The organism is Paenibacillus sp. J5 (assembly GCF_054955055.1).
The window spans coordinates 545,255-557,200 of sequence record NZ_JBUEDD010000001.1 but is presented as its reverse complement, the minus strand read 5'-3'; the positions used below and the strand labels follow the sequence as shown (position 1 = coordinate 557,200).

Annotated in this window: 9 protein-coding genes and 1 pseudogene; all 10 read left to right on the top strand. The window is 46.8% G+C overall.

The genetic code is table 11. The features are described from left to right. Positions 1 to 39: 39 nt before the first annotated feature. The 10 genes and pseudogenes from rlmD (at position 40) to ACY1JZ_RS02175 (ending at position 11,856) form a co-directional block, all read left to right on the top strand. Entirely contained in the window at positions 40 to 1,593 is a 1,554-nt protein-coding gene (gene rlmD / locus ACY1JZ_RS02220; protein ID WP_462627876.1) for a 23S rRNA (uracil(1939)-C(5))-methyltransferase RlmD, read from the top strand. A gap of 226 nt (positions 1,594 to 1,819) precedes the next feature. Further along, positions 1,820 to 1,975: pseudogene (locus ACY1JZ_RS02215) on the top strand (cupin domain-containing protein); the annotation flags it as partial. A 469-nt stretch (positions 1,976 to 2,444) separates the two neighbouring features. After that, the gene (locus ACY1JZ_RS02210; protein ID WP_459395516.1) at positions 2,445 to 2,768 is read left to right on the top strand and encodes an ArsR/SmtB family transcription factor; all 324 of its coding nucleotides are present in this window, start codon (positions 2,445 to 2,447) and stop codon (positions 2,766 to 2,768) included. A gap of 15 nt (positions 2,769 to 2,783) precedes the next feature. Further along, the gene (locus ACY1JZ_RS02205; protein ID WP_462627875.1) at positions 2,784 to 4,076 is read left to right on the top strand and encodes an arsenic transporter; all 1,293 of its coding nucleotides are present in this window, start codon (positions 2,784 to 2,786) and stop codon (positions 4,074 to 4,076) included. A 24-nt stretch (positions 4,077 to 4,100) separates the two neighbouring features. Then, positions 4,101 to 4,523 carry an arsenate reductase (thioredoxin) gene (gene arsC, locus ACY1JZ_RS02200; RefSeq protein ID WP_462627874.1) on the top strand — a complete coding sequence of 141 codons (423 nt, stop codon included), beginning with the start codon at positions 4,101 to 4,103 and terminating at the stop codon, positions 4,521 to 4,523. Between the two features lie 83 nt (positions 4,524 to 4,606). After that, positions 4,607 to 5,050, top strand: a complete 444-nt coding sequence (locus ACY1JZ_RS02195; RefSeq protein WP_462627873.1) for a protein-tyrosine phosphatase family protein — start codon at positions 4,607 to 4,609, stop codon at positions 5,048 to 5,050. Positions 5,051 to 5,146: 96 nt separating this feature from the next. Further along, on the top strand, positions 5,147 to 5,596 hold the full coding sequence (locus tag ACY1JZ_RS02190) for a MarR family winged helix-turn-helix transcriptional regulator (protein ID WP_462627872.1): 450 nt from the start codon (positions 5,147 to 5,149) through the stop codon (positions 5,594 to 5,596). A 50-nt stretch (positions 5,597 to 5,646) separates the two neighbouring features. After that, a complete protein-coding gene (locus tag ACY1JZ_RS02185) occupies positions 5,647 to 6,717 on the top strand; it encodes a flavin-containing monooxygenase (RefSeq protein WP_462627871.1) in 1,071 nt (356 codons plus the stop codon). 150 nt (positions 6,718 to 6,867) lie between these two features. After that, a complete protein-coding gene (locus tag ACY1JZ_RS02180; RefSeq protein ID WP_462627870.1) occupies positions 6,868 to 7,296 on the top strand; it encodes a hypothetical protein in 429 nt (142 codons plus the stop codon). Between the two features lie 603 nt (positions 7,297 to 7,899). Further along, complete coding sequence (locus ACY1JZ_RS02175) at positions 7,900 to 11,856, top strand: AAA domain-containing protein (protein WP_462627869.1); 3,957 nt, start codon at positions 7,900 to 7,902, stop codon at positions 11,854 to 11,856. Positions 11,857 to 11,946 lie beyond the last annotated feature (90 nt).

Sequence of the window (11,946 nt, the reverse complement as noted above, 5' to 3'; positions counted from 1 at the left end):
ATCGTGCGGTTTAACTTGGCAATAGAACGGAGCAGTAGGATGAGCATACCTGTACAAAAAAATGATGTCGTCATCACCGATATTATCGGCTTGACGCATGAGGGCGAAGGGGTAGGCCGTGTGGACGGCTTTACCCTTTTTATACAAGGGGCGTTGCCGGGCGAGCAGGTGCAGGCGAAGGTGCTGAAGGTCAAAAAGCAGTACGGCTACGCCAAGCTGCTCACGACGCTGCAGGAGAGCCCGGACCGCGTAGCTGCTCCATGTGCGATCTATGCGCAATGTGGCGGCTGCCAGCTACAGCATATGAGCTATGAGGCGCAGTTGCGCTGGAAGCGGCAGCATGTCATCGACAGCCTGCAGCGGATCGGCAAGCTGCCGGTAGAGACGATGACGATCCATGACACGATCGGCATGGAGGAGCCATGGCGTTACCGCAACAAGGCGCAGGTGCCGATCGGTATGACAGGGACAGGCGCTAGTGCTGTGTCGATGGGCGGTGTCGATGGCGGTCAGCAGGACGGGCGGAGGCGCGAGGCGGGTGAGGCGCGAGGAAGACGTGGCCGTGCGGCAGCTAAGCCGCGTCCGTATGAGCGAATGGGGGGCGGCCAAGGGATAGGCGCGGGCGAAGAGCAGCAGGAAGTGCGGCTCATCGGCGGATTCTATGCGCGCGGCAGTCATCGCATCATCGATATGGATGAATGTCTGATCCAGCATGAGCGCAATGATGAGGCGGTTCGTCAGGTGAAGGAGCTCGGGCGCCGTCTTGGCATTAGTGCGTATGATGAGGAGAGCGGCCGCGGACTGTTGCGCCATGTGATGGTGCGCAGCGGATTCGTAAGTGGCGAGACGATGATTGTGCTGGTCACGAACAGCCCTCGCATTCCACGGCTGGAGGAATGGATACAGGGCATTCGGTCGGCGCTGCCTGAGGTGACGAGCATCGTGCAAAATATCAACACGCGCAAAACGAATGTCATCTTCGGCGATGAGACGAGGGTGCTATGGGGCAGCGAGGTCATCTATGACGAGTTGGATGGCATTCGCTTCGCGATCTCGGCACGCTCCTTCTATCAGGTTAACCCGTTGCAGACGGTGGCCCTGTATCGCAAGGCGGTGGAGTATGCGGGCTTGAGCGGCTCGGAGACGGTTATTGATGCGTATTGCGGCATCGGAACGATCTCGCTGTTCCTCGCACGGCAGGCGGGCAGGGTATACGGAGTGGAGATTGTGCCGGAGGCGATCGAGGATGCCAAGCGCAACGCTGCGCTGAATGGCATAGCCAATGCGGAATTCGAGGCGGGGGCGGCAGAGGTGGTCATCCCGCGCTGGCGGGAGGAAGGGATCGCCGCCGACGTCATCGTCGTCGACCCGCCGCGCAAGGGCTGCGACCAGGAGCTGCTGGATACGATCCTGACCATGCGCCCAGAGCGGGTCGTCTATGTGAGCTGCAACCCATCAACCCTGGCCCGCGACCTGCGGGCGCTGGAGGATGGGGGGTACCGGACTGTGGAGGTACAGCCGGTGGATATGTTTCCGTGGACGAGTCATGTGGAAAATGTCGCTTTGCTTGTTCGTAATGGAACAGATGGCTGAGATGTCTTGATATATAAGGTTTTATGGGCTATATGACAGCCTGTGAAATCGGAGTGATACAGCAGGGTTTGGGGGCTGTTGATGTTAATTTATTCGACGCAAATAAAAGGAAGAAGATGCTGGAACCGGTGATATGCTCCCATCATAGTAGACAGTAGAAAAAACAAAAATTCTACTTTAACCATGATGGGAGTTTTTGTGATGTCGAAAAGAAGTCCAATATCATTATTCCATTATGGTTCCTGCCGGAAGGTGGCACAATCTAACCCATACCGGAAATAGCCCCCTTAGAGTATATGTCATTTACGCTCCGCCGGAGCATCCGTTCGGCACCGTTCATGCAACGAAAGCTGACGCTATGACATCTCATGAATCACGTTAAAGAGAACCATTCAAATCTGCACAGAATGATTACATGGTAGTAGACCTATCCAATAGAAGAAGTTTAAGTGGTGGAATATGATTCAGCAAGAATCGTGCTCCACTACTTTTTGTGCATTGAGATGAAAGGCAGAGGAAATGACTTCTCACTGCAACATGTGAGAGGCAACGATACATTTCATCCCGTACATTGCTCGAAAGGGAATTTTTTTAAAGTGTTGACACTGCGATAACATTTTGCGTATATGATCAAGAAAGAAATAAGTAAATAATTATATGACTATTTACAAGCGCCGAAGGAGTGTGGGAAAATGAAACGTGAAGTCAAACGGATTTATTTCCTTTGTGGGCAAAATCGTTGCCGAAGTCAAATGGCAGAGGCTTTTGCCAAGATCTATGGTGGAAGCATGTTGTGGTCGAAAGCGCGGGGAAAGGGATGGACATTCCCGTGACTTAAAGGAGTGAGGCATATGAGCAAGCTGGAAGAAGTAGCGGATATCTTGAAGCTGTTGGGGGACCGAAACAGACTAACCATCGTCGCCTTGCTGCAAGTAAAGGAGCTCTGCGTGTGTGAAATCGTAGACATTTTGAAAACAAGCCAGCCGAATATCAGTCAACATATGCGCAAGCTAAGGGACGGAGGACTTGTCAAAGAGTCTCGCAGGGGACAATGGGTTTATTACTCGCTCTGTCTGGAAGACAAGCCTTATATTTTGGAGCTTCTAAAGGAAATTCCCTCGCAAGCGTCGCTGATTGATTCAACCGTTTGTGAAGCCAATGATTGCTGTACGTAATTTGGGAGGATGCATATGTTTTATTTGGCGATACTCATTTTTCTATTGACCTTACTTTTTGTTATTTGGCAGCCGAAGGGATTAAACATCGGCTGGAGCGCTTCAGGCGGAGCTGTTCTTGCCCTGCTGCTAGGCGTTGTAAGCTTTGGAGATGTAAGAGATGTAACCCTTATTGTTTGGAATGCGACACTGGCATTCGTGGCGATCATTCTAATCTCCCTTATTCTTGATGAGATCGGATTTTTTGAATGGGCTGCACTGCATATGGCACGGATTGCCCGCGGGAATGGAACAATGATGTTTATTCTCGTGATTCTGCTTGGCGCGGCGGTTGCGGCTTTTTTTGCAAATGATGGTGCAGCTCTGATTCTAACTCCAATTGTCTTAGCCATGGTTAGAGCTTTGAAGTTCGATGATCGTATGATCCTTCCTTTTATTATGGCCAGTGGCTTTATTGCAGACACGACTTCGTTGCCGCTCGTCGTTAGCAATTTGGTCAATATTGTATCTGCTGATTTTTTCGGAATTGGATTTGTAGAATATGCGAGCCGGATGATCGTGCCTAACGTTTTTGCGCTCTGTGCGAGCATTGCCGTTCTGTACCTCTTTTTCCGAAAGAGCATCCCTAGGCATTATGATACGGCCAGCTTGAAGCAGCCAAAGGAAGCCATTAAAGATCAACGAATGTTCCGCGCTTCATGGATCATTTTAGCGATTCTACTGGCTGCCTATATGCTCAGTGAGTTTATTCATCTGCCGGTTTCCGTCATCGCAGGTATAGCAGCTATTGCTTTCATTGGCATTGCCCGACAAAGCCCAGCAGTTGAAACAAAGCGATTAATTAAAGAAGCCCCTTGGGCAGTTGTTGTCTTTTCCATCGGCATGTATGTCGTAGTATACGGCTTGCGTAATTTAGGGCTAACGGATCGCTTAAGTGAGGTCATCCAGTCGGTGGCCGATCAAGGACTGTATGTGGCAACGCTCGGCATGGGGTTGATCGCCGCATTATTGTCATCGGTGATGAACAATATGCCGACGGTGATGATTAATGCATTGGCTATCCAGGAAACGCAAACCGAGGGGATTTTGCGTGAGGCGCTCATTTATGCGAACGTGATTGGATCGGACCTGGGGCCCAAAATTACACCCATCGGTTCACTTGCCACGCTGCTCTGGCTGCATGTGCTGGCGCGCAAAGGCGTGAAAATTTCGTGGGGCTATTATTTTAAGATTGGAATCGCGTTGACAATTCCGACTTTGATTATTACATTAACCGGGCTATCTGTATGGCTCTGGTTAATATCCTAATCCATAACTAAAAGAGGAGCCTTTATGAACAAACCACTCATTTATTTTTTGTGTACCGGAAATTCGTGCAGAAGTCAAATCGCGGACGGCTTTTTGCGGTCGTTAGGCGGGGAGAAGTATGAAGTGAAAAGCGCTGGGCTGGAGGCTCACGGCTTGAATCCAAGAGCTGTTCAGGTCATGGAGGAAGCAGGCGTGGACATTAGCGGCCATTCCTCCGATGTCATTGACCCGGAGGTGCTGAATCGTGCTCATTACGTAATCACCCTGTGTGGTCATGCTGACGAGCATTGTCCTGTGATTTCCAACAAAAACGTCATCAAATGGCACTGGGGCTTCGATGACCCTGCCAAAGCAACGGGAACGGATGAAGAAATTTTGAATCAGTTCCGCAGTGTCCGTGACGCCATTAGAAGACGTGTTGAACAGTTTGTTAAAGAAGGAAAATAAGGGGATAACAGGCTCAAATGAATGCATATCGCATTAGAGGATAGTGTTTTGAATAAACTAAGATTCTGAATTCGAGTACAACCATGTCTTCAGAAAAAAACTACCATGCATTGATTCCTGATAAAATTTTTATGGGTGCAGCAACTGATGTAGAATCCATGGTGAAAAATGAAGGTATTGAAGTGATTGTGGATTTGAGAGGCGAAGCGACGGAGTGTGCGTATCCAGCGGCTAATTCGAAATGGATTCAAATTCCGTTAGCAGATAATGCTAGCGGACCACAAGAAGAAGCCTTTGAGCAAGCAATCCAGGCCGTCACCGAAGCTTTCCGCCAAAATAAGAAAGTGGCTTTTCATTGTGGCGGAGGGAAAGGGAGAACGGGTACAGTAGCTGTAGGCACTTTACTTACGCTAGGCTTGAGTAGAACGATTGACGAAGCGGTGGCCGAAGCAAAGAGCATTCGCCAAGTTATAGATATTAAGCCATCGCAAAGAGAATCTCTGCAAACATTATATCCTGATAAATAAGCAAGAAAGACGACCACTCATTGGAGTGGTTTTTATTCATAATGCTTGCATTTTGCAATTAATTGATGTATAAATTAACTATGAGGTGAGGCCAGAGTGGAAAATACTCGTGAACTTTTTCAAATCATGACACGCCGTTTTGGATTTCTGAATAAAAACTGTTGCTCCGCTGGCGGGCATGATATTTCATTAGTGCAAAGCCATATACTTTACGAGATCGATCGTCAACATCAACCGTCGATTCAACAGGTTGCTGAGGCGTTGGGAACGGATATTACAACCTTTAGCCGACAAATCCAATCGTTAATTAAAATGAATTTGGTAAAGAAATCGCCCGATCCAAATGACCGTAGGGTTTATTTGCTTTCGCTTACCATGGAAGGTAAGTTCGTGGCTACTATTATTGACCAACAAATGAATGCTTATTTAAATGAAGTGTTCTCCAACTTGAACGATTTTGAAAAAGAAACCGTTATTCGTTCCATTAAGCTTTTAAATGAAGCCATGTCGAAATCAAGCTCATGCTGTTCCACACCCATAGGGTGATTTTTTTTGAATAATACTTGCAAAATGCAATTAATATGGAGGCGCTTAATGTGAATGCAGAACTTGATACGATTGTCATTGGAGGGGGGCAAGCGGGGCTTGCTTCCGGTTATCATCTACAGAAGAAAGGACTTCGATTCCTGATTATGGAGGCGAGTGATGAGGTCGGCGGTTCGTGGCCGCTTTATTATGATAGCCTCAAACTATTCTCACCAGCACGCTTCTCATCCTTGCCGCATTTGAAATTTCCGGGTGATCCGAACGGTTATCCAAGGCGAGATGAAGTTATTCAGTACTTAAAATATTACCAGGAAAAATTCCAATTGCCGGTTAGAATCAATCAACGCGTGACATTGGTCGAAAAGGATGGAGACGGGTTTATGGTCCGAACGATGGCAGGGGATACGTTTCGGTCAAAGACCATTATTAATGCGACTGGCTCATTTCACACTCCCTATACGCCAGCGATACCCGGGCAGGAGTCGTTTCAAGGCCGTATCCTTCATTCCGCTGAATATCGAAATTCAGAGCCATTTATCAATCAGCGTGTGCTGGTTGTAGGTCGTGGGAATTCTGCCGTTCAGATTGGCGTCGAACTGGCCGAAGTCAGCCATACATCTTTAGCCGTATTGCGACCAGTTCAATTTATGAAATCGATGCTGTTAGGGCAGGACTTGCATTTTTGGGTGAAAACGATTGGATTTGACTCGTTTCCATTTTGGCGATTCGGGAAAACTGCACCAAGTTCAGGTTCAGTAATTGATTCGGGCGGGTACAAAGAGAAGGTATTGGCAGGGAAACCGGATCAACAACCGATGTTTACATCCTTTTATGATGAGGGGGTCTTTTGGGCGAACGGGACAAAGGAAGCGGTGGATACGGTAATCTTTGCAACAGGGTACCGGCCTTGCCTTCCCTATCTTCAAGCGATTGGCGCTCTGAACACGGAAGGAAGGCCGGTACATCAAGCAGGTATAAGCCTTGTTCCGGGACTATATTATGTTGGGCTGGAAGGACAGCGGTCCTTTGCTTCTGCCACATTAAGGGGGGTGGGGACGGACGCGCAGTTTGTCGTAAAAAAGCTTCTACACCATCTTAAAATAGGGAGTGTTCATTCATGAATCAAGTTAATCATGATCAAATTACACTGATCATAGCGCAGATCTTTCGGAATTTGTAGATAATCAAGTAAGGCATTTCTGTACAGCAATATTTAATCATTCCCGTTATATATCTGATACTAACGTGGAACGATTGAGGAGACTTTGGTGATGGATGAAAAAGTGATTGGTGTGCTTATTAAAGCATGGGAGACATATCAAAATTTATCGAAGGGCTTCGGGGAAAATGCTTGGAAAATAAGAACGATGGGAATTGGTTTTTGGGCCGCAATCGTAGCCTATGGCTATAAACAAAATGAAGTAACAATGTACTATCTGGCCGCATTAGTTGCTGTATTGTTCTTTATGTTGGAAGCAGGCACCAGAATTCTTCAACAAAAATACATCCAAAAATCTATTGAAATAGAGAAATCCATTAATGATTTCCTAACCGGTGATTTAGTGAAAATTCCTGGCGACGGTATATCCACAAATTTTTCTAACCCATCTTTAAAGGACTTTATCAGCCTACTAAAATTAAGAAGATGGATGTTTTGGTTGCCATATATAGTATTAATTGCAACCCCATTCTTTCTTTAGTGATCACTCATTCCGACAGTCAAGTCATGTGGAGTGCTGTGTGTCTATCATACGAAGCTCAGGCACTGTTGGCGCTTGAGCTTTAATTTTTGGATTCTACAGCAATTACTTGGGACGATTGTGTAGCACGAGGTTAGGATGTCTCTATTTTAGTTCCAAGTCGCTCTTGTTCGACTATTCAAAAAGTTAAGTAAGAATCCGACTATTAATGAGTTTACAGAAGAATGTCTTGTTCCTTATTTGTAGGCTGTTTCATAATAAGCTCCAAAATGGTGACAACTTTATATTTGGCGAACTTGCTCATGAAAAAATGAATCCCAAATGAAACGGCTTAGAGGGACAAAGCTCCTCGCCTTACATTGAAAATTGAATATAAGTTCGCCCCGTACATTCCCCGTGTAGCCCCAAAAAGGAGAGCCACCTGTAAAAGGTATGATCCAATTGTACGATCTATCCTTTTTTATCTTAAGCTACTCAATCTAATACTAGTTTGATATAATTTACAATATTCGACAAAGTGGGGCGATCTTTGACTACACGACAACAAGGGTTACATATTGTTGGTCGGACTGTCCTTGAAAATAAAACTGAAGGGGCTCTGTTATGTCCGCTGAATTGAAGAGTGTGTTGCAATATTTTATCAGGTATGAAGACTACTCCAGGTTCCTGAATGCGTCTCTGAGCTCCGTAGATGGAGACCATCTGCCAGAGTCAGCTCTGGGCAATCTAAAAGCTATCACAAACATGTTGAACAAAAAACAAAAGCGTGCTCTTGTTCAGAAGTTAGAGTGCTATCCTGATATCAAGAAAGCTTCCCATGAGCTGCGCGGCAAATGGGAACCGTGGATTGACAGGCTGCTGTCTCGGGATATGGGCGTTGAGGAATTTATTGCTCAGTTGCCGTTCCGGTATCCGGACAATCGTGACAATGGAAAGGAATATATCGAACAACTGCTTTCCCAAGAAGAATTTACGATTTGCTATCCATTGCTTATAAAGGATCTACATAATGCCAAGAAGCAACGTATCGTCAGGCCGGTGATTACATTTACCTGCACTTTAACCGACGATGCGTTGCAAGTCGTTTCTTTTGTTATGAACCGGGCAAGCCTGGAGATTCTGCTCGCACAAGCATACCAATGTCCGGTTGAGGATGTGCGAATGATTGCTTCGGAAACTTACCAGCAGTTATGCACTAAAATCGATAGTATTACGTCTCCCCAACTACCACACATTATCGAACTAATCGACCAATGCCTACGCGAGGGAGTGCAGGACTGGAAGCATGCAAGTCTGCTGGATGTGAAAGAATATCGTGGTTGGTTAATGGCGAGGTGGTTATTCGTAACCAAAGAAATGTGGGATGAAGTGAAGGAGTCTATATTCCGCATGGAAATTGAGCGTCTCATGGCAAGACATTCGGCTTCTCCGTCTACGCTCCTGAATCAGTATGTATTCGGCAATAAAAACGCGGTTGACTATTCGTCAGAACCAACAAAGACAGAGTATCATCTTGGAAGCTATACTGCCGACTACCCGATAAATTTCAAACAGTGGAGAATTATGCAGTCTGCCCCTCATGCAGCTATACTTGCAGTGAATGGCCCCCCTGGTACCGGCAAGACGACGTTGATTAAGGAAATCATCGCGGATTCCATGGTCAAGAAAGCTCGTTTGTTGACACAGGTGTGGGATGAGCCTTGGCAGCTTAAGGAGAAGGGTCAGATCCGGGCCTACTATCAATCTCCGCTCGCGGGGGAAAATCCCTACTCCATGGTGATTACGAGCACCAACAATAAAGCAGTGGACAATATTGGGATTGAATTAATGCAAGAGGTCCCCTTCTTAAATAAGGTCTTGGCTCTCGCTGACATTCATGGTAATAAGGTTGAGACTGAGGAAGACGAGGGTGAAGGATACGCATTTGCGAATGCTCTTGAAGAAGACAGTTCGATGACAACAGAGCATGAGGATAGAGGCCATCCAGCATCGGCGATGGATTCAAAGAAGGAAGGCGCCTTTTGCGCACGATTGGGAAATATGGCGAATATGACGGCGTTTATAGCGCAGAAGTTAGAGGGAACTATAAAAGGTTTACAGCATGCTGAGGTTGCGGCTCTGCAAAATTTGGATCTTCGCAATGAGTTTGTTGCTTCGTTGTCCCTTCTGGAGGAGATTCATCAAAGGATTAACGTGTTCCAGGAGCAGCTTCAAATGTGCTTGGAGAGAGGAGACCTGGGGGATCAGACAGAGATTCTTGCTGCCCTAGCGGAATGCAAGAATGAGATGGAACGAACGGGTGACAACTTGAACCATCTAGTAATTAACCAGGAAAAGTATGCTCTAAATAAGCAAGAAAAAGAGGTGGAAATCACCAAGCTTCAGGAACTCATCCGTCAGCTAAAGCTGGAGCTGGAGCGAGGGGAAGAAAAGCGGCGGCAGGCATATGGAGATAAGGAGCTGTTTACGAGATGGACTGCATTCCCTTACAGACTATTATTTTTTCTTCCTGCACGCAGACGTTTCTTCAAGGATAATCCGACATTGGCTTACATTCAAGAAGCTCGCATAGAGGCGCTTAACCAGGAGCTACAGAGCTTACAAGGTCGATTACAACAGTCGGAAGATATGCTGCTCGATTGCGATGCCGAGTTATCCACCATTATTAGCCATCTTTATACGATCGATCATGAGCTGCAGAATCTGATAGCGATCCGGACCGGGCTTGAGCAACGGTTGCACAACTTAATGCTTCTGCAAGAACGAGAGTCAGACCTGAAGAGTACGTTGTGCAGGGAAGAGCCGTTGACGTCAAGCTCTTATTATGATTTGGCGAACGCGCCTGTTATTGTTCGGTTGAGAAGAAAACTATTCGAGCAGGCGCTCGCTGTGAACGAACAGTATGTCATCAAGTATCGGGCGGAGATCGTGCACAATCTGAATAAAGTGGGGGAGTCGCAGCGGTGGTTCAAATCTTTTTACAGCGAGAATGGCAAAAGGTTAGATCAGTATGAGAGCGGCATACGCGCGATCTGGGAATCTTTCTTCCTTTGCTTTCCTGTTGCGACAACAACGCTGCACTCGTTCTCGGAGAAGCTATTGCAGCCCCTCCGTGGCTTGATTGACACATTGTTCGTGGATGAAGCAGGGCAAATCATGCCTCATTACCTCTGTGCTCCCTTGTACCGATCACGCAAGGCGGTTATCGTCGGCGACCCCGAGCAGCTTGAACCGGTGCGTCCGTTTACTCAAAACTTGATTGAAGAGAGCGATGTTCAGAAAGAGCTTCATGATCGCATTTGTGTGCTCAAGAATAGCGTTCAGGAGTATGCGGATCGCGGCAGTGAATTCTATGAGTTCATGGGCACAAAGAAGAAGGGGATCATTCTTACCGAGCATCGTCGTTGCGAGGCTAGCATCATGCGTTTTTCCAATTTTCACGTCTATCATAACATGCTGGTACTGAAGCAAGAGGACAATTCGAACAAGCTTTTCGGGGCTAATATGGTGGCGTTGGACATTCGCGGTGTAAAGGAGATGAGCTCTCATCACAATAATTCGGAGATTGCTGCCTGCAAAAAGGTGGTGGATCTACTCGTTGGGAGATATGGAAATAACGCGGTTCAGGATATCGGAATTATTACTCCGTTTTCATCCCAGGCGGAGCAACTCAAGAGAAGCATTGCAGGTGTTGATGTAGGAACGGTTCATACGTTTCAGGGGAAAGAGAAGCGGTTTATTCTCTTTAGCTCGGTCATTGATGGAGTGCACCTGAAGAGCAAAGGTCTTTCCTACGTCATTGGCAGTAAACCGAATTTACTCAATGTCGCCTTCTCCAGAGCAAAGGAACAATTCATCTGGGTAGGCAACATCGAGGCGGGTCTCGAGAGTGGGAATTATGTAGAAAAAGCCATCCATATGATTCAAACCCATGGAGCCATATATAGTCTGTATAATGAGGACTATGAGAACCCCAAGTATGCAGATCATCGTCAAGAGGCGTATACGGTGTACGAGGATAAGCACGAGCTGAGCGGGGTGGACGACAGATTCATCGAGTCAATGAACGAGCTTCTCCATGCGAATGTGCTCCTGAATCCTAGAAAACACCATGCGTTGATGCTGAAAGCGATGGAATGGTGCCGAAGCTCGCTCGGCATTGTCTCGCCATGGGTGAACAGCAATGTCATGGACGAGACGTTCTTCTCATTGCTACGTATAGCGATGGAACGGGAAGTCGATGTCAAAGTACGTTTCGGTTACACGAATTCCAAGCTGACTCTTCAAGAGATCGACAAGATCGTCGATAGAGATAATTACAGCTTTAAGAATAAGGAAGCCATTAAAGTCGCTCTGCAAAGGTTGTATGATGAGTTAGACACCAACCTGGTCTACATGCCGCCTCTTCATACCAAAGTGCTCTTGGTGGACGATAGCCTTCTATTCATTGGTTCGCACAACTGGCTATCTAATCCAGGCAGGCTCTTGAGAGAAGAAATCAGCTATTTGATTACCAACAAGCAAACCATCGCGTATGTAAAAAAGAGGTTTGCGTTGTGATACGCAGCGTCATCTGGACAGGAACTGCTATCGCGCTTTTGAAGAAAATAATGCGCACCTTGGCGCTAAGCTGGGCGGATTATTTTCGTA